The sequence below is a fragment of the Xenorhabdus yunnanensis genome (assembly GCF_028598805.1).
Classification (GTDB): domain Bacteria; phylum Pseudomonadota; class Gammaproteobacteria; order Enterobacterales; family Enterobacteriaceae; genus Xenorhabdus; species Xenorhabdus yunnanensis.
The window spans coordinates 1-223 of record NZ_JAQRFI010000340.1 but is presented as its reverse complement, the minus strand read 5'-3'; the positions used below and the strand labels follow the sequence as shown (position 1 = coordinate 223).

1 protein-coding gene is annotated in these 223 nt (G+C 0.0%); it reads left to right on the top strand.

The annotated features are described in order from the left end of the window. On the top strand, nucleotides 1-223 hold a 223-nt coding region (locus PSI23_RS23790), incomplete at both ends, for a hypothetical protein (protein WP_269665255.1).

Below are 223 nucleotides of genomic sequence, written 5' to 3'. Positions count from 1 at the left end.
AAAAAAAAAAAAAAAAAAAAAAAAAAAAAAAAAAAAAAAAAAAAAAAAAAAAAAAAAAAAAAAAAAAAAAAAAAAAAAAAAAAAAAAAAAAAAAAAAAAAAAAAAAAAAAATAAAAAAAAAAAAAAAAAAAAAAAAAAAAAAAAAAAAAAAAAAAAAAAAAAAAAAAAAAAAAAAAAAAAAAAAAAAAAAAAAAAAAAAAAAAAAAAAAAAAAAAAAAAAAAA